Annotated in this window: 31 protein-coding genes; all 31 read right to left on the bottom strand. The window is 40.8% G+C overall.

Annotation, left to right across the window (positions count from 1 at the left end):
* Nucleotides 1-27: 27 nt before the first annotated feature.
* Nucleotides 28-390, bottom strand: coding sequence for a 50S ribosomal protein L17 (rplQ, locus tag NSS97_RS00810; RefSeq protein ID WP_000331490.1), 363 nt, complete (start codon nucleotides 388-390; stop codon nucleotides 28-30).
* Nucleotides 391-425: 35 nt separating this feature from the next.
* On the bottom strand, nucleotides 426-1370 hold the full coding sequence (locus tag NSS97_RS00805) for a DNA-directed RNA polymerase subunit alpha (protein WP_002009743.1): 945 nt from the start codon (nucleotides 1368-1370) through the stop codon (nucleotides 426-428).
* A 180-nt stretch (nucleotides 1371-1550) separates the two neighbouring features.
* Nucleotides 1551-1940: a 30S ribosomal protein S11 gene (rpsK, locus tag NSS97_RS00800; protein ID WP_002009745.1), complete on the bottom strand. Its 390-nt coding sequence runs from the start codon at nucleotides 1938-1940 to the stop codon at nucleotides 1551-1553.
* 24 nt (nucleotides 1941-1964) lie between these two features.
* Nucleotides 1965-2330, bottom strand: a complete 366-nt coding sequence (gene rpsM / locus NSS97_RS00795; protein WP_002009746.1) for a 30S ribosomal protein S13 — start codon at nucleotides 2328-2330, stop codon at nucleotides 1965-1967.
* Nucleotides 2331-2351: 21 nt separating this feature from the next.
* Nucleotides 2352-2465 (bottom strand): 50S ribosomal protein L36, encoded by a 114-nt coding sequence (rpmJ, locus tag NSS97_RS00790; protein WP_000868344.1) that lies wholly within the window; start codon nucleotides 2463-2465, stop codon nucleotides 2352-2354.
* 35 nt (nucleotides 2466-2500) lie between these two features.
* On the bottom strand, nucleotides 2501-2719 hold the full coding sequence (infA, locus tag NSS97_RS00785) for a translation initiation factor IF-1 (RefSeq protein ID WP_001029884.1): 219 nt from the start codon (nucleotides 2717-2719) through the stop codon (nucleotides 2501-2503).
* Nucleotides 2720-2787: 68 nt separating this feature from the next.
* A complete protein-coding gene (map, locus tag NSS97_RS00780) occupies nucleotides 2788-3534 on the bottom strand; it encodes a type I methionyl aminopeptidase (protein ID WP_000582542.1) in 747 nt (248 codons plus the stop codon).
* Nucleotides 3534-4184 (bottom strand): adenylate kinase, encoded by a 651-nt coding sequence (locus tag NSS97_RS00775; protein WP_002009751.1) that lies wholly within the window; start codon nucleotides 4182-4184, stop codon nucleotides 3534-3536. The genes map and NSS97_RS00775 overlap by 1 nt, the downstream gene beginning before the upstream one ends.
* A 54-nt stretch (nucleotides 4185-4238) precedes the next feature.
* Nucleotides 4239-5540 carry a preprotein translocase subunit SecY gene (gene secY / locus NSS97_RS00770; RefSeq protein ID WP_002091534.1) on the bottom strand — a complete coding sequence of 434 codons (1302 nt, stop codon included), beginning with the start codon at nucleotides 5538-5540 and terminating at the stop codon, nucleotides 4239-4241.
* The gene (gene rplO, locus NSS97_RS00765; protein ID WP_002009754.1) at nucleotides 5540-5980 is read right to left on the bottom strand and encodes a 50S ribosomal protein L15; all 441 of its coding nucleotides are present in this window, start codon (nucleotides 5978-5980) and stop codon (nucleotides 5540-5542) included. The genes secY and rplO overlap by 1 nt, the downstream gene beginning before the upstream one ends.
* 33 nt (nucleotides 5981-6013) lie before the next feature.
* Nucleotides 6014-6196, bottom strand: a complete 183-nt coding sequence (gene rpmD, locus NSS97_RS00760) for a 50S ribosomal protein L30 (protein WP_002009757.1) — start codon at nucleotides 6194-6196, stop codon at nucleotides 6014-6016.
* A gap of 13 nt (nucleotides 6197-6209) precedes the next feature.
* Nucleotides 6210-6710 carry a 30S ribosomal protein S5 gene (gene rpsE, locus NSS97_RS00755; RefSeq protein ID WP_002009759.1) on the bottom strand — a complete coding sequence of 167 codons (501 nt, stop codon included), beginning with the start codon at nucleotides 6708-6710 and terminating at the stop codon, nucleotides 6210-6212.
* 21 nt (nucleotides 6711-6731) lie between these two features.
* On the bottom strand, nucleotides 6732-7094 hold the full coding sequence (gene rplR, locus NSS97_RS00750) for a 50S ribosomal protein L18 (protein WP_002009761.1): 363 nt from the start codon (nucleotides 7092-7094) through the stop codon (nucleotides 6732-6734).
* Between the two features lie 31 nt (nucleotides 7095-7125).
* A complete protein-coding gene (gene rplF / locus NSS97_RS00745) occupies nucleotides 7126-7665 on the bottom strand; it encodes a 50S ribosomal protein L6 (RefSeq protein ID WP_002009762.1) in 540 nt (179 codons plus the stop codon).
* A gap of 32 nt (nucleotides 7666-7697) precedes the next feature.
* Nucleotides 7698-8096: a 30S ribosomal protein S8 gene (gene rpsH / locus NSS97_RS00740; RefSeq protein WP_002009764.1), complete on the bottom strand. Its 399-nt coding sequence runs from the start codon at nucleotides 8094-8096 to the stop codon at nucleotides 7698-7700.
* A gap of 29 nt (nucleotides 8097-8125) precedes the next feature.
* Nucleotides 8126-8311, bottom strand: a complete 186-nt coding sequence (rpsN, locus tag NSS97_RS00735; protein ID WP_001085700.1) for a 30S ribosomal protein S14 — start codon at nucleotides 8309-8311, stop codon at nucleotides 8126-8128.
* 33 nt (nucleotides 8312-8344) lie between these two features.
* Nucleotides 8345-8884: a 50S ribosomal protein L5 gene (gene rplE / locus NSS97_RS00730; RefSeq protein WP_002091528.1), complete on the bottom strand. Its 540-nt coding sequence runs from the start codon at nucleotides 8882-8884 to the stop codon at nucleotides 8345-8347.
* A gap of 26 nt (nucleotides 8885-8910) precedes the next feature.
* Complete coding sequence (rplX, locus tag NSS97_RS00725; protein WP_000558201.1) at nucleotides 8911-9222, bottom strand: 50S ribosomal protein L24; 312 nt, start codon at nucleotides 9220-9222, stop codon at nucleotides 8911-8913.
* A gap of 38 nt (nucleotides 9223-9260) precedes the next feature.
* Nucleotides 9261-9629, bottom strand: a complete 369-nt coding sequence (gene rplN / locus NSS97_RS00720; RefSeq protein ID WP_000615912.1) for a 50S ribosomal protein L14 — start codon at nucleotides 9627-9629, stop codon at nucleotides 9261-9263.
* A gap of 43 nt (nucleotides 9630-9672) precedes the next feature.
* Entirely contained in the window at nucleotides 9673-9936 is a 264-nt protein-coding gene (gene rpsQ / locus NSS97_RS00715) for a 30S ribosomal protein S17 (protein ID WP_002091526.1), read from the bottom strand.
* A gap of 20 nt (nucleotides 9937-9956) precedes the next feature.
* Nucleotides 9957-10157, bottom strand: a complete 201-nt coding sequence (gene rpmC / locus NSS97_RS00710) for a 50S ribosomal protein L29 (protein ID WP_002091523.1) — start codon at nucleotides 10155-10157, stop codon at nucleotides 9957-9959.
* Entirely contained in the window at nucleotides 10147-10581 is a 435-nt protein-coding gene (gene rplP / locus NSS97_RS00705) for a 50S ribosomal protein L16 (RefSeq protein ID WP_000928969.1), read from the bottom strand. Before rplP ends, rpmC begins: the two co-directional genes overlap by 11 nt.
* 1 nt (nucleotide 10582) lies before the next feature.
* On the bottom strand, nucleotides 10583-11242 hold the full coding sequence (rpsC, locus tag NSS97_RS00700) for a 30S ribosomal protein S3 (protein ID WP_002009771.1): 660 nt from the start codon (nucleotides 11240-11242) through the stop codon (nucleotides 10583-10585).
* Nucleotides 11243-11245: 3 nt separating this feature from the next.
* Entirely contained in the window at nucleotides 11246-11587 is a 342-nt protein-coding gene (rplV, locus tag NSS97_RS00695; protein WP_002009773.1) for a 50S ribosomal protein L22, read from the bottom strand.
* 17 nt (nucleotides 11588-11604) lie between these two features.
* Nucleotides 11605-11883: a 30S ribosomal protein S19 gene (gene rpsS / locus NSS97_RS00690; protein ID WP_000124452.1), complete on the bottom strand. Its 279-nt coding sequence runs from the start codon at nucleotides 11881-11883 to the stop codon at nucleotides 11605-11607.
* A 60-nt stretch (nucleotides 11884-11943) separates the two neighbouring features.
* Entirely contained in the window at nucleotides 11944-12774 is an 831-nt protein-coding gene (rplB, locus tag NSS97_RS00685) for a 50S ribosomal protein L2 (protein WP_000511584.1), read from the bottom strand.
* A gap of 28 nt (nucleotides 12775-12802) precedes the next feature.
* Nucleotides 12803-13093: a 50S ribosomal protein L23 gene (rplW, locus tag NSS97_RS00680; protein ID WP_001205557.1), complete on the bottom strand. Its 291-nt coding sequence runs from the start codon at nucleotides 13091-13093 to the stop codon at nucleotides 12803-12805.
* Entirely contained in the window at nucleotides 13093-13716 is a 624-nt protein-coding gene (rplD, locus tag NSS97_RS00675) for a 50S ribosomal protein L4 (RefSeq protein WP_001127261.1), read from the bottom strand. The genes rplW and rplD overlap by 1 nt, the downstream gene beginning before the upstream one ends.
* A gap of 25 nt (nucleotides 13717-13741) precedes the next feature.
* Complete coding sequence (gene rplC, locus NSS97_RS00670) at nucleotides 13742-14374, bottom strand: 50S ribosomal protein L3 (RefSeq protein ID WP_098886925.1); 633 nt, start codon at nucleotides 14372-14374, stop codon at nucleotides 13742-13744.
* A 34-nt stretch (nucleotides 14375-14408) separates the two neighbouring features.
* Nucleotides 14409-14717, bottom strand: a complete 309-nt coding sequence (rpsJ, locus tag NSS97_RS00665; RefSeq protein ID WP_001040595.1) for a 30S ribosomal protein S10 — start codon at nucleotides 14715-14717, stop codon at nucleotides 14409-14411.
* Nucleotides 14718-15117: 400 nt separating this feature from the next.
* The gene (gene tuf, locus NSS97_RS00660) at nucleotides 15118-16308 is read right to left on the bottom strand and encodes an elongation factor Tu (protein ID WP_002009778.1); all 1191 of its coding nucleotides are present in this window, start codon (nucleotides 16306-16308) and stop codon (nucleotides 15118-15120) included.
* Nucleotides 16309-16333: the final 25 nt, after the last annotated feature.

The following is a 16333-nucleotide window of genomic DNA, read 5'->3' as shown; positions in this document are numbered from 1 at the left end:
AGAACTGTCCTGCCCTTTTAATCATCATTATACTAACTCGATAATTACCATTGGTGCTGCGTCTCCGCGACGTGGACCAATTTTTGCAATACGAGTGTATCCGCCTTGGCGCTCAGCATAGCGTGGAGCTACATCAGCGAATAATTTTTGAAGTGCATCTTGACCAGTCTCAGCGTTAGCAACCTCATTACGGATGAAAGCTGCTGCTTGACGACGAGCATGAAGATCTCCGCGTTTACCTAAAGTGATCATTTTTTCCACTACAGAACGAAGTTCTTTTGCACGAGTTTCTGTCGTTTGGATGCGCTCGTTGATAATTAAATCAGTAGCTAAATCACGTAACATAGCTTTACGTTGCGCACTTGTACGGCCTAATTTTCTGTATGCCATTCGTAGTTCCCTCCTTTGTTGATGGGTTTAAATCCTCAGTCGTCTTTACGTAAACCTAAACCTAATTCCTCAAGTTTATGTTTAACTTCTTCTAAGGATTTACGTCCTAAGTTACGAACTTTCATCATATCTTCTTCTGTTTTGTTCGCAAGCTCTTGTACAGTATTAATTCCTGCACGTTTTAGGCAATTATAAGAACGAACAGAAAGATCTAGTTCTTCGATAGTCATCTCAAGAACTTTTTCTTTTTGATCTTCTTCCTTCTCGACCATAATCTCAGCATTTTGTGCTTCGTCAGTTAAACCAACAAAGATATTTAAATGCTCAGTTAAGATTTTGGCACCTAAAGAGATAGCTTCTTTTGGCCCGATGCTTCCATCCGTCCATACATCAAGCGTAAGCTTATCATAATTAGCCACTTGTCCGACACGTGTCTTTTCCACTTGGTAAGTCACACGTGATACTGGAGTATAAATAGAATCAATAGGAATTACTCCTATTGGTTGATCTTCGCTTTTATTTGCATCAGCTGGCGTATACCCACGGCCACGCTTTGCAGTTAAACGCATGCGGAAATGCGCATTTTTTGCTAACGTCGCAATGTGTAAATCTGGATTTAAGATTTCAACATCACTATCGTGAGTAATATCAGCAGCTGTGACAATACCTTCGCCCTGTACATCGATTTCCAACGTCTTCTCTTCTTCAGAGTAGATTTTAAGAGCTAACTTTTTCAAGTTTAAGATCATCGTCGTAACGTCTTCTACTACGCCCTCAACTGTTGAAAATTCGTGTAAAACGCCATCGATTTGGATAGCAGTTACAGCGGCACCAGGGAGTGAGGATAAAAGAATACGACGTAAGGAGTTACCCAAAGTAGTACCATATCCACGCTCAAGCGGTTCAATCACGAATTTGCCATACTTAGCATCTTCGTTAAGTTCAACCGTTTCGATTTTCGGTTTTTCGATTTCAATCATTAACTAAACCCTCCTTCAAAACGTCGAAACCCCGGTTAAACAAAGGAAGAACCTCTGTTTAACCGAAAGTCCCCCTTAGGCAGTTCCCGATTGTGCACAACAAGCGATGTTTCTGTACGAAATTTCTCGATAATGCATCATATCCATTATAGACAAAAGGGAAAATTCTATACAGAAAAATTACACACGACGACGTTTTGGTGGACGACATCCATTATGAGGAACTGGAGTAACATCTCTAATTGCTGTTACTTCTAGACCTGCCGCTTGAAGAGCACGAATTGCAGCTTCACGACCAGCACCAGGACCTTTAACAGTAACCTCTAAAGTTTTTAAACCATGCTCCATTGCAACTTTAGAAGCAGCTTCAGCAGCCATTTGCGCAGCGAATGGAGTAGATTTACGAGATCCACGGAAACCAAGTGCACCAGCACTAGACCAAGAAAGTGCGTTACCATGAGTATCTGTAAGTGTTACGATTGTGTTGTTGAAAGTAGAACGAATATGAGCTATACCAGCTTCAATATTCTTTTTCACACGTTTTTTACGAGTGTTTGTTTTACGTGCCATTGTTAGTTCAACCTCCTTTACTTATTATTTCTTTTTATTTGCTACTGTACGACGTGGACCTTTACGTGTACGAGCATTGTTTTTAGAGTTTTGACCACGAACTGGTAAACCACGACGGTGACGAAGACCACGGTAAGAACCGATCTCCATTAGACGTTTAATGTTAAGAGATACTTCACGACGAAGGTCTCCCTCAACTTTAATACGATCGATGATATCACGGATACGTCCTAATTCATCTTCCGATAAATCACGAACTCGTGTTTCCGAAGAAATACCAGCTTCTGTAAGAATTTTTTCAGCAGTTGTGCGACCAATGCCGAATACGTAAGTTAAAGAAATAACAACGCGCTTGTCACGAGGAATATCTACACCTGCGATACGTGCCATTTTGAATGCACCTCCTTCTGATTAACCTTGTTTTTGTTTATGTTTAGGGTTTTCACAAATAACCATTACTTTTCCACGTCTACGAATAACTTTACATTTTTCGCAGATTGGTTTAACTGACGGTCTTACTTTCATGTCTCGAACCTCCTTAAAGATTACGGAGTGCTATATTATTTAAAACGGTACGTAATACGACCACGATTTAAATCGTACGGAGATAATTCTACCGTAACTTTGTCTCCTGGTAAAATACGAATGAAGTTCATACGGATTTTACCAGAAACGTGAGCCAATACGACATGCCCATTCTCTAATTCTACTTTGAACATAGCATTTGGCAACGTTTCAAGAACGGTACCTTCGACTTCAATTACATCATCTTTAGCCATTCAATAGTTCTCCCTTCTTCAAATCAGTAACATTTTACACTGCTCTGAAATCCCGGAGAGCCAGCTACTTATAAAGTGGTAAGGATTTCGTATCCTGCTTCTGTAAGAGCAATCGTGTGCTCAAAATGGGCACACCATTTACCATCTACCGTTACCACTGTCCAGTCATCAGATAGTGTTTTTACATATCGTCTTCCTTGATTCACCATCGGCTCAACACAGATGACCATTCCCGGCTTTAATCTAGGGCCTCTATTTGGTGGACCATAGTGCGGGATTTGAGGGTCCTCATGTAAGTCTTGCCCGATTCCGTGACCAACATACTCCCTAACGATCGAGAACCCATTCTCTTCAGCATGTGTTTGAACCGCATGCGAGATATTTGATAATCTTTCGCCTGGTTTTACTTGTTCTAGACCAAGATACAACGATTTTTCTGTGACATCAAGTAGCTTTTGAACAGATTCAGAAATGTTTCCAACTGGATACGTCCATGCAGAATCACCATGGTACCCATTGTATTTCGCACCAATATCGATACTGATGATATCGCCCTCTTCGAGCTTACGCTTCCCTGGAATCCCGTGTACAAGCTCTTCATTTACAGAAGCACAAATGCTCCCCGGAAATCCGTTGTATCCTTTAAAAGATGGCGTAGCACCATATTTTCGAATCGTCTTTTCCGCTATTTGATCGAGCTCTTTCGTTGTAATTCCTGGAGTAATATGTTGTTTCAACTCTTGATGAGTTAAAGCAACGATCCTGCCAGCTTCTCGCATGATTTCTATCTCGCGAGGAGTTTTGCAGATGATCATTACGCTAAGTCTCCGATGAGAACATCGATATCAGCAAATACTTTATTGATATCTTGCTCACCATTAATGCTTTGTAAGTAGCCAAGCTCCTCGTAGAAATCAAGCAAAGGTTTTGTTTGCTTAATATTTACATCTAAACGATTTGCTACAGTTTCTTCATTGTCATCAGAGCGTTGATATAATTCGCCACCACATTTATCGCACACATCAGCTTTTGCTGGCGGATTGAATTCTAAGTGGTAAGTCGCACCGCATTCTTTACAAATGCGACGGCCTGTAAGGCGTTTTAATAACAACCCTGAATCCACATTAATGTTTAAAACATAGTCGATTTTTTTGCCAAGATCTTTCATAATCTCTTCAAGAGCTGATGCTTGTGCAACAGTTCGTGGGAAACCATCTAATAAGAAGCCTTTAATACAGTCTTCTTGGCTTAAACGTTCACGAACAATTCCAATTGTAACTTCATCTGGAACAAGCGCACCTTTATCAATAAAAGATTTTGCTTGTAAACCAAGTTCAGTTTCAGCCTTCATAGCTGCACGGAACATATCTCCTGTTGAGATGTGAGGGATGTTATACTTGGCAATAATCTGTTCGGCTTGTGTACCTTTACCAGCACCAGGAAGCCCCATTAAAATCAAGTTCATCCTTGTTCCCCCTCAGTACATGAGCATGTAGGGAAGACAGTTCTTCCCACTTACTCACTGCTTGATAAACCCTTTGTAATGGCGTTTTACCAATTGGCTTTCTAGCTGCTTCATTGTTTCTAAAGCAACGCCGACAACGATTAACATACTCGTTCCACCAATCTGTGCAGATGGAGGAAGATTTCCCAATTTCGTAAAGATAACTGGTAAGATTGCAATCGCTGCTAGGAAAATTGATCCCACAAAGGTCAAACGATACAAGATTTTTGTTAGATATTGTTCTGTATTCTTACCCGGACGAATACCTGGAACATATCCACCTTGCTTGTTTAGATTCTCTGACATTTGCTCTGGATTAACCTGAACAAATGCATAGAAATATGTGAAGGCTACAATGAGCGCAACATATATGATCATTCCCACTGGGTGAGAATAGTTAAAGTTTGCAATAATCCACTGCGACACATCATGTTTCGGGAAGAACTGTGCAATAGTTGGAGGCGTAATTAAGAATGAAACAGCAAAAATGACTGGAATAACACCCGCACTATTTACCTTAAGTGGTAAATGAGTGTTTTGTGCTCCAGCATGATTCCCATTCCCTCCTGTTACACGCTTCGCGTATTGAATTGGGATCTTTCTAACAGCCTGTTGAATGAAAATAACACCAACAATAACCGCTAGCACAGCTAGTAAAATCAATGCAACTTTAACGATACTCATGAACAATTGATCTCCGATATTTTGAAACTGTTGTTGATACACTTGAGATATAACACTTGGGATCGCTGCGGCAATACCACCAAAGATAAGAATGGAAATACCATTACCTACACCTTTAGATGTAATCTGTTCACCTAACCACATTAAAAATGCAGTACCAGCAGTCAGTACCGTAGCAATGTATAAATAAGTGCTCCAACCTGGATTCAAAATTAATTGCCCACCTACCATACCGTTAAAACCGATTGACATACCAAACCCCTGAATAAACGCAAGAACAATTGTAAAGTAACGCGTGAATTGCGTTAGTTTACGACGGCCCATTTCGCCTTGCTTCGACCATTCCGAAAATTTAGGAACAACATCCATCTGCAATAATTGCACGATGATGGATGCTGTAATATACGGCATGATTCCCATCGCGAAGATGGAGAAGTTCTTCAAGGCGCCACCGCCAAATGTATTTAGGATACCTAAGGCATTTAATTGATCTTGTGCTTTCAGTACGTCTCCATTTGTAAATGGCACTGGGATAAACGTGCCAATCCTGAATACGACTAACATCGCTAAAGTGAATAATATTTTACGTCTTATCTCAGCAACGCGCATAAAGTTGGAGATTGTACGAAACATTAGATCACCTCAACTGATCCGCCAGCTGCTTCAATTGCTTCTTTAGCACTTGAAGAGAACTTGTGCGCTTTAACAGTTAATTTTTTCTCTACTGCTCCGCTTGCAAGAATTTTAACACCGTCGTTTAACTTGCTGATAACGCCAGTTTCCAGCAATAATTCAGGTGTTACTTCTGTACCATCTTCAAAACGATTTAACGTTGATAAGTTTACAATAGTAAACTCTTTACGGTTAATGTTTGTGAAGCCGCGTTTTGGTAAACGACGGAATAGTGGAGTTTGACCACCTTCGAAGCCAAGACGAACACCGCCGCCAGAACGTGCGTTTTGTCCTTTATGACCTCTACCAGCAGTTTTACCGTTACCAGAACCGATACCACGACCGACACGGTTACGTACTTTACGAGAACCTTCTGCAGGTTTTAATTCATGAAGTTTCATTCCCAGGCACCTCCTTATATTAATGAGTTATCCTTAAGCTTCTTTTACAGAGATAAGGTGAGAAACTTTGTTGATCATACCAAGAATAGCAGGAGTTTCTTCCTTAACTACAGTTGAATTCAACTTTTTAAGACCTAAAGCTTCTACCGTCGCACGTTGATCTTGTGGACGACCAATTACACTACGAGTGAGGGTAATTTCTAACTTTTTCGCCATTTGTTTTCCCTCCTTAACCTAGTAGCTCTTCTACAGATTTACCGCGTAATTTTGCAACATCTTCAGCGCGCTTAAGTTCGCTTAATCCGTTCACAGTAGCGCGAATCATGTTGATTGGTGTGTTAGAACCAAGAGATTTCGAAAGAATATCTTGTACACCAGCTAATTCTAGTACCGCACGAACAGGTCCACCAGCAATAACACCAGTACCCTCAGCAGCAGGTTTTAAGAATACTTCACCAGCTCCAAAATGACCGTTGATTGTGTGAGGAATTGTTGTACCAACTAATGGTACAGCGATTAGGTTTTTCTTAGCGTCTTCGATAGCTTTACGGATTGCGTCTGGTACCTCTTGTGCTTTACCAGTACCGAATCCAACATGACCGTTTTTATCGCCAACTACAACTAGTGCAGCAAAGCGGAAACGACGACCACCCTTAACAACTTTCGCGACACGATTTATCGTAACTACACGTTCTTCAAGTTCTAATTTACTTGGGTCAATGCGTTGCATCAATTTTCCCTCCTTTGACCATTAAAATTGTAATCCAGCCTCACGAGCAGCTTCAGCTAGAGCTTTAACACGGCCATGGTATAAGTAACCACCGCGATCAAATACTACTTCTTTAACGCCTTTCTCTACAGCACGCTTAGCAACTGATTCTCCAACTTTCGTAGCAGCTTCAGTATTGCTAGTACCGTTAAGAGCAAGGTCTTTATCAAGAGTAGATGCACTTACTAATGTTACACCATTTACATCATCAATAACTTGAGCGTAAATATGTTGGTTAGAACGGTACACGTTTAAACGTGGACGTTCTGCAGTACCAGTAAGTTTAGCACGTACACGTGCATGTCTTTTCTTACGAGTCGCATTTTTAGCAGCTTTAGTGATCATTCTTGTCACTCCTTTCTTTCACCTAACGGGTTTACTTAGCAGTTTTACCTTCTTTACGACGAACAACTTCGCCTTCGTAACGAATACCTTTACCTTTATATGGTTCAGGAGCACGTACAGCGCGGATGTTAGCAGCAAATTCGCCAACACGTTGCTTGTCGATACCTTTAATTACGATTTTAGTTGGTACAGGTACTTCAACTTCAAGTCCTGCTTCTGGAGTCATTTCTACTGGATGAGAATAACCTACGCTTAAAACAAGTTTATCTCCTTGTTTTTGAGCACGGTAACCAACACCGACTAATTCAAGTCCGCGTACGAAACCTGTAGTTACACCTTCAACCATGTTTCCGATTAAAGCACGAGTTGTACCGTGTAATGCACGGTGTTCCTTCTGTTCAGATGGACGCTCAACTGTTAGTGTATTTTCTTCAATTTTGATAGACATATCAGTTTTGAAAGTACGAGTTAATTCACCTTTAGGGCCTTTTACTGTTACAGTATTGTCTTCTGCAACTGTAATAGTAACACCTGCAGGGATTTCAAGAATCTTTTTACCAATACGAGACATGTGGTCACACCTCCGTTCGTTTTAAATATATATTACCAAACGTATGCTACTACTTCTCCACCAGTTTGTAATTGACGAGCGTCTTTGTCTGTCATTACTCCCTTAGATGTAGAAACAAGAGCGATACCTAATCCGTTAAGTACACGTGGTACTTCATCAGCTTTTGCGTAAACGCGTAAGCCAGGTTTACTGATACGTTTTAATCCAGTGATTACACGTTCATTGTTTGCACCATATTTCAGGAAAATACGAAGGATACCTTGTTTGTTATCCCCAATGTATTCTACATCACGAATGAAACCTTCACGTTTTAAAAGTTCAGCGATCTCTTTTTTGATTTTAGAAGCAGGAACCTCTAATTTCTCATGACGTACCATGTTCGCATTACGGATGCGAGTAAGCATGTCTGCAATTGGATCTGTCATCACCATGTGTTTTACCTCCTTCCCATTTGTGGGTTTTACCAACTAGCTTTTTTAACACCAGGAATTTGACCTTTATATGCAAGTTCACGGAAACAAATACGGCAAAGCTTAAATTTGCGGTATACAGAATGCGGACGACCGCAGCGTTCGCAACGTGTATACTCTTGTACTTTAAACTTAGGAGTACGCTTTTGTTTCGCGATCATAGATTTTTTAGCCACGTTTTCGCCTCCTCTACTTAGCGTTGGCTTCCATTATTTTTGGAATGGCATACCGAATTGTGTTAAAAGTTCACGAGCTTCTTCATCAGTTTTCGCTGTAGTAACGATTACGATGTCCATACCGCGGACTTTACTTACTTTATCATAATCAATCTCAGGGAAAATTAGTTGCTCTTTAACACCTAATGTGTAGTTCCCACGACCATCGAATGATTTCTTAGAAACACCACGGAAATCACGTACACGTGGTAAAGAAACTGATACTAATTTGTCGAAGAACTCATACATTTGTTGTCCGCGTAAAGTTACTTTCGCACCGATTGGCATACCTTCACGAAGACGGAAACCAGCGATTGATTTTTTAGCGCGAGTTACAACAGGTTTTTGACCTGCGATTTGCGTTAATTCTTCTACTGCATTGTCTAAAGCTTTTGAGTTAGATACCGCGTCACCAACACCAGTGTTGATTACGATCTTTTCGATTTTCGGTACTTCCATCACAGATTTATAGTTAAACTTGCTCATTAGAGCAGGAGTAATTTCCTTTTGGAACTTCTCTTTAAGGCGATTCAATGAAGTGACCTCCTTTCTTAAGAAAATTATTTATCTAATAATTCACCAGATTTTTTTGCAATACGAACTTTTTTACCATCTTCTACTTTGAAGCCTACGCGAGTAGGTTCGCCTGTTTTCGGATCTAATACCATAACATTAGAAACGTGAATAGGTGCTTCTTTCGTAATAATTCCACCTTGTGGATTTAATTGAGATGGCTTAGAGTGTTTTTTAACGATGTTAACACCCTCAACGATAACACGGTTTTGCTTTGGGAAAGCCACAAGGATAACGCCTTGTTTTCCTTTGTCTTTACCAGTGATTACCTGAACTTTATCACCTTTTTTTACATGCATCTTAATTCTGCACCTCCTTAGCAAGGCAATACCTTAAATTATAGAACTTCTGGAGCTAAAGAAACGATCTTCATGAAGTTGCTATCACGTAATTCACGAGCTACTGGTCCGAAGATACGAGTACCACGTGGGCTCTTATCGTCTTTGATGATAACCGCTGCGTTTTCATCAAATTTAATATAAGAACCGTCCGGACGACGAGCTCCGCTCTTCGTACGTACCACTACTGCCTTAACAACGTCACCTTTTTTAACAACGCCACCTGGTGTTGCTTGTTTTACCGTAGCAACGATAATATCACCAATATTAGCATATTTACGACCAGAGCCGCCTAATACTTTAATTGTTAAAAGTTCACGTGCACCAGAGTTGTCAGCAACTTTCAAACGAGATTCTTGTTGGATCATGTTATGAAACCTCCCTTCGGACTAAAAATTCCGATTCGTCTATTTAGATAACAACCGCTTCTTCAACGATTTCAACTAAACGGAAACGCTTAGTAGCAGAAAGCGGGCGAGTTTCCATGATTTTAACGATATCGCCAAGTTTTGCTTGGTTTTGCTCATCATGGGCTTTGTACTTTTTAGAATACTTAACACGTTTTCCGTACAAGGAATGAGTTTTGTAAGTTTCAACTAAAACTGTAATCGTTTTGTCCATTTTATCAGACACAACACGACCAGTATAAACTTTGCGTTGGTTACGTTCGCTCACTATGCAAACCTCCCCTCAATTTATCGATTAATTCCGATCTCTCTTTCACAAACTACAGTTTTCATACGAGCAATCGCTTTACGCACTTCACGGATGCGAGTTGGATTCTCTAATTGTCCTGTAGCAAGTTGGAAGCGAAGATTGAACAATTCTTCCTTTAAAGCTTTAACTTTTGTTTCGATTTCGGCAGTGGTTAATTCACGAATATCATTAGTTTTCATTAGATTCACCACCATTTTCTTCACGTTTTACGAACTTACATTTCACAGGTAGTTTGTGAGCTGCAAGACGTAATGCTTCGCGTGCTACCTCTTCAGATACACCCGCGATTTCAAACATAATTTTCCCAGGTTTTACTACTGCTACCCAGCCTTCTGGTGCCCCTTTACCGGAACCCATACGTACTTCTAGAGGTTTTGCAGTGTAAGGTTTAGAAGGGAAAATTTTAATCCATACTTTACCGCCACGTTTCATGTAACGAGTCATTGCACGACGAGCAGCTTCGATTTGACGGTTTGTAATCCATGAAGCAGCTTGTGCTTGTAAACCGAATTCACCGAAAGCAATTTCAGTTCCACCTTTTGCACGACCACGCATTTTACCACGATGCTCTCTACGATATTTTACGCGTTTTGGCATTAACATATTATTTTCCTCCTTCCTCAGAAGCTTTCTTTTTTGTAGGAAGGACTTCTCCACGGTAGATCCATACTTTTACGCCTAATTTACCGTATGTTGTATCAGCTTCAACTGCTGCATAGTCAATATCAGCGCGAAGTGTATGAAGTGGAACAGTTCCTTCACTGTAAGATTCTGCACGAGCGATATCAGCCCCGCCAAGACGACCAGAAACCTGTGTTTTAATACCTTTTGCTCCTGCACGCATAGCACGTTGAATAACTTGCTTTTGTGCACGACGGAATGATACACGGTTTTCTAATTGACGAGCGATGTTTTCGCCCACTAATTTAGCGTTAAGATCAGCTCTCTTAACTTCTAAAATGTTAATGTGTACACGCTTGCCTGTTAATTGGTTAAGAGCTTTACGAAGTGCTTCAACTTCAGTACCACCTTTACCAATTACCATACCAGGTTTTGCAGTGTGAATTGTAACATTTACACGATTTGCTGCACGTTCGATTTCTACTTTAGCAACAGCAGAATCTTTTAAGCGTACAGTAATGTACTCACGGATTTTGATGTCTTCATGTAATAACGTAGCATAATCTTTCTCAGCGAACCAACGAGATTCCCAGTCGCGGATAATACCGACACGAAGACCAATTGGATTAACCTTCTGACCCATCGATTATCCCTCCTTCTTTTCTGATACCACAACTGTGATGTGGCTTGTGCGTTTGTTAATTTGGCTTGCACGACCCATTGCACGTGGACGGAAACGTTTCAACGTTGGACCTTCGTCAACGAAGACTTTTTCAACAACTAGGTTGTTAATATCCATCTCATAATTGTGCTCTGCATTTGCGATTGCAGATTTTAAAACTTTTTCTACAACTGGAGAAGCAGTTTTTGGTGTGTGGTTAAGGATAGCAATCGCTTCACCCACTTGCTTACCTCGGATTAAGTCTACTACTAAACGAACCTTACGAGGAGCAATACGAACTGTTCTCACTACTGCTTTAGCTTGCATTGAAGTGCCTCCTCTCATTATCTTCTAGTTTTCTTATCGTCAGCAAGGTGACCTTTATACGTACGAGTTGGTGCGAATTCACCTAACTTATGGCCAACCATATCCTCAGTGATGTACACAGGTACGTGTTTACGACCATCATATACAGCAATTGTATGTCCGATGAACTGAGGGAAGATTGTTGAACGGCGAGACCAAGTTTTAACAACTTGTTTTTGCTCAGATGCAACTAATTTTTCCATTTTGTTCATTAAGTGATCATCGACAAATGGTCCTTTTTTTAAGCTACGAGCCATTTTGGTGCCTCCCTTCGTGATTGGCGTACGGTTCTTGAAATGAACCGTACTACAATCCCATTATTTTTTACGACGACGAACGATAAATTTATCAGACGCTTTGTTTTTCTTACGAGTCTTGAATCCAAGAGTTGGTTTACCCCATGGAGACATTGGAGACTTACGTCCGATTGGAGAGCGTCCTTCACCACCACCGTGTGGGTGATCAACCGGGTTCATTACAGAACCACGAACTGTTGGGCGCTTACCTAACCAGCGAGAGCGACCTGCTTTACCGATTTTGATAAGTTCGTGTTGTTCGTTACCAACTTGACCGATTGAAGCGCGACAAGCAGATAATACTAAACGTACTTCACCAGAAGTTAAACGTACAAGTACGTATTTTCCTTCTTTACCAAGTACTTGAGCAGATGTACCAGCAGAACGGACTAATTGTCCTCCACGACCAGGCTTAAGCTCGATATTATGAACAACAGTACCTACTGGAATGTTGATTAATGGTAATGCGTTACCGATTTTAATGTCAGCTTCAGGGCCAGACATAACTTCCATACCTACTTCTAAAGTTTTAGGAGCAAGAATGTAACGTTTTTCACCGTCAACGTAGTTAATTAATGCGATATTCGCAGAGCGGTTTGGATCGTATTCGATCGTAGCAACGCGTCCTGGAATTCCATCTTTGTTACGCTTAAAGTCGATGATACGGTATTGACGCTTATGTCCGCCACCTTGATGACGTACAGTAATTTTACCTTGGTTATTACGACCAGCCTTTTTGCTTAAAGGAGCAAGTAAAGACTTTTCTGGTCTGTCGGTCGTGATTTCAGCGAAATCATTCGTAGTCATGTTACGACGACCGTTAGTAGTTGGATTATACTTTTTAATTCCCATCTCAATTTCCCTCCTTCTTTAGTAAGAATTAAACGCCTTGGAAGATTTCGATTTCTTTGCTGTCAGCAGTTAGCTTAACGATTGCTTTACGACGACGGCTAGTAAAACCAGCGTGACGACCAACACGTTTTGCTTTCGGCTTGTAGTTCATGATATTTACTTTGTCTACATTAACACCAAAGATCGCTTCTATAGCGTCTTTAACCTCTGTTTTATTAGATTTAACGTCCACGTCGAACGTGTATTTTTTTTCAGCCATCATTTCCATAGAACGTTCAGTGATAACTGGGCGCTTAATGATATCACGAGGATCTCTCATTATGCAAGCACCTCCTCTACTTTTTCCACTGCCGCTTTTGTCATGATTAGCTTATCATGATGAAGCACATCTAGCACGTTTACGCCATCAGCAGTGATTACTGTTACTCCAGGGATATTGCGAGCAGATAACTCTACAGATTCGTTTGCATCAGCAGTTACGATAAGAGCTTTCTTCTCAACAGTTAATCCTTTAAGTACTGCTACCATGTCTTTTGTTTTTGGTGCATTTAACACTAGGTCCTCAAGAACTACAATGTTGTTCTCAACTACTTTAGTAGCTAATGCAGATTTGATTGCTAAACGACGAACTTTCTTAGGAAGTTTGTACGCATAGCTTCTTGGTGTAGGTCCGAATACCGTACCACCACCACGCCATTGAGGAGAGCGGATAGAACCTTGACGAGCACGTCCAGTTCCTTTTTGACGCCATGGTTTACGACCACCACCACGAACTTCAGAGCGAGTTTTTACTTTGTGTGTACCTTGACGTAAAGATGCACGTTGCATCATTACAGCTTCAAATAGTACAGCTTCATTTGGTTCGATACCGAAAATAGCTTCAGCTAATTCGATTTCACCAACCTGTGAACCAGTTTGGTTATATACAGTAACTTTTGGCATTGGAATTCCTCCTTCCTATTGTGAATTATTTGCTAACCTTCACAGCGCCTTGAACAACTACAAGAGATTTCTTAGCACCTGGAACGTTACCTTTTACTAGTAATAAGTTGCGCTCAGTGTCAACTTGAACGATTTCTAAGTTTTGGATAGTAACTTGGTCTCCACCCATACGTCCAGCAAGTTTTTTGCCTTTGAATACACGGTTCGGAGCAACTGGCCCCATTGAACCTGGACGACGGTGATAGCGAGAACCATGAGACATAGGTCCGCGAGATTGTCCGTGGCGTTTAATAACACCTTGGAAACCTTTACCTTTAGAAATTCCTGTTACGTCAACGATTTCACCTACAGCGAAAACTTCAACTTTTACCTCTTGACCAACCTCTAATCCGTCCACGTCTGCATCGCGGATTTCGCGAATGAAGCGCTTAGGAGTTGTAGATGCTTTAGCAGTGTGGCCTTGTTCAGGTTTGTTAGTTAACTTTTCACGTTTATCTTCAAATCCTAACTGAATTGCGTTGTAGCCATCAGTTTCAGTTGTTTTCTTTTGAAGAACAACGTTTGGATTAGCAGCGATTACCGTTACTGGGATTAACTCACCGTTCTCAGCAAATACTTGAGTCATACCGATCTTTCTTCCTAAGATTCCTTTGGTCATGAGTTACACCTCCTACATTTTTAAGTTATATGAATTATAGTTTGATTTCGATATCTACACCAGATGGTAAATCTAAACGCATTAATGAATCTACTGTTTGCGGAGTAGGACTCACGATGTCGATTAGACGTTTGTGTGTGCGCATTTCGAATTGTTCACGAGAATCTTTGTACTTATGAACAGCACGAAGAATTGTGTAAATAGTCTTCTCAGTTGGTAATGGGATCGGACCAGAAACTGTTGCCCCAGAACGCTTAGCTGTTTCTACAATTTTCTCAGCTGATTGATCAAGAATACGGTGATCATAAGCTTTTAAACGGATACGAATTTTTTCTTTTGCCATTATTTTCCCTCCTTCGTTCGCCTATTTCTAAAATAGACCTTCTCCATGGAAATTTCCTCACACCATGCCATGGCAAAGCGGCCGGGTGTGTCAGCAACCTTCCACTTCATCGCAGTCAAAGACCAACATTGTCTATTATACAATGTTATTCGTCTAGATGCAAGCATCTTTTTGTTCGCATCTGCTTTTCTCTACTTTTGCTATTATACATGGCACTTTAAAGAATATCAAGTTTTCATCTACTCTTATTCACCTTACAGTTTTTGGGTGTTGTTTTCGTTTTATATACTATAGAAGAAACTCATCCAAAAATAGAAAATACATCTCTTTCTTCTATAGTAATAAGCAATAAAAAAACTCAAGGGAGAATCCCTTGAGTTTTTAATAATCTAATTAAAGACTACTCAGCAACGATTGTAGCAACTACACCGTAACCTACTGTACGTCCACCTTCACGAATAGAGAATTTAGTTCCCTCTTCGATAGCGATTGGAGCGATAAGTTCGATAGTCATTTCGATGTTGTCACCAGGCATTACCATTTCAGTACCTTCTGGTAATTGGATGATACCAGTTACGTCAGTTGTACGGAAGTAGAACTGTGGACGGTAGTTAGCGAAGAATGGAGTATGACGTCCACCTTCTTCTTTAGATAATACGAAAACCTCAGCTTTGAATTTAGCGTGTGCTTTTACAGAGCCAGTTTTAGCAAGAACTTGTCCACGTTGGATGTCTTCACGAGCAACCCCACGAAGTAGAGCACCGATGTTGTCTCCAGCTTGAGCTTGATCAAGAAGCTTACGGAACATTTCTACACCAGTTACAGTTGTAGTAGCATTCTCTTCAGCAAGACCGATGATTTCTACTACGTCACCAACTTTAACGATTCCACGCTCAACACGACCAGTTGCAACTGTACCACGACCTGTGATAGAGAATACATCCTCGATAGGCATTAAGAATGGTTTGTCAGTTTCACGTTCTGGAGTTGGGATGTAAGCATCAACTTCAGTCATTAATTCGATGATTTTTTCTTCCCACTCAGCTTCTCCTTGAAGAGCTTTAAGAGCAGAACCTTTAATTACAGGAATATCGTCGCCTGGGAATCCGTATTCAGATAATAGGTCGCGAACTTCCATTTCTACTAATTCTAATAATTCTTCGTCATCTACCATGTCGCATTTGTTTAAGAATACAACGATGTAAGGAACACCTACTTGACGAGAAAGAAGGATGTGCTCACGTGTTTGAGGCATTGGACCATCAGCAGCAGATACTACTAAGATACCGCCGTCCATTTGAGCAGCACCAGTGATCATGTTTTTAACATAGTCAGCATGACCTGGGCAGTCAACGTGTGCATAGTGACGAGTTTCAGTTTCGTACTCAACGTGTGCAGTTGAGATTGTGATTCCGCGCTCTCTTTCTTCTGGAGCAGCGTCGATTTGATCGTATCCGCGTGCTTCAGCACCACCAGCTTTTGCAAGAACTGTAGTGATCGCAGCAGTTAATGTAGTTTTACCATGGTCAACGTGGCCGATTGTACCGATGTTAACATGGGGTTTAGAACGTTCGAATTTAGCTTTAGCCATTCTAAATTCCTCCTTAGTTTATATG

Source organism: Bacillus sp. FSL R12-0074 (genome assembly GCF_038005725.1).
GTDB classification, from domain to species: Bacteria; Bacillota; Bacilli; order Bacillales; family Bacillaceae_G; genus Bacillus_A; species Bacillus_A mycoides.
The sequence above is the reverse complement of the archived record's forward strand: the minus strand, read 5'-3'. Positions and strand labels throughout refer to the sequence as shown.